At 40.7% G+C, this 270-nt stretch carries 1 protein-coding gene; it reads right to left on the bottom strand.

Annotated elements, in window-relative coordinates; all coding sequences use genetic code 11:
- A partial coding sequence (miaE, locus tag AAEY78_RS13220; RefSeq protein ID WP_352339757.1) for a tRNA isopentenyl-2-thiomethyl-A-37 hydroxylase MiaE occupies positions 1-270 on the bottom strand: 270 nt, incomplete at both ends.

Raw genomic sequence — 270 nt, 5'->3', positions numbered from 1 at the left:
CCTCAGAGCGCAGCAATGAAATATAAAAATCCCCTAAGCGTTTATCTACATGGGGTGCAAGCTTGGCAAAGCGTTCACACGAGCGAGCTTCTATGTAAGCACCTACAATAAGCTTATCAACTAAGGCATTAGGCTCAAACGTTTTAACATTGCGTAGCATGCCTTTGGCATAACGACATGGCGTTATACTTTTATATTCAACACCGTATTCATCCATAATTTCGAGCACTTGATAGAAATGATGCAGCTCTTCTTTTATCAGCATTACCA

Origin of the sequence: Psychrobacter sp. 16-MNA-CIBAN-0192 (assembly GCF_040309565.1) — a bacterium.
Taxonomy (GTDB): Bacteria; Pseudomonadota; Gammaproteobacteria; order Pseudomonadales; family Moraxellaceae; genus Psychrobacter.
Note: the sequence above shows the minus strand (reverse complement) of the source record. Positions and strands in the feature narration are given on the sequence as shown.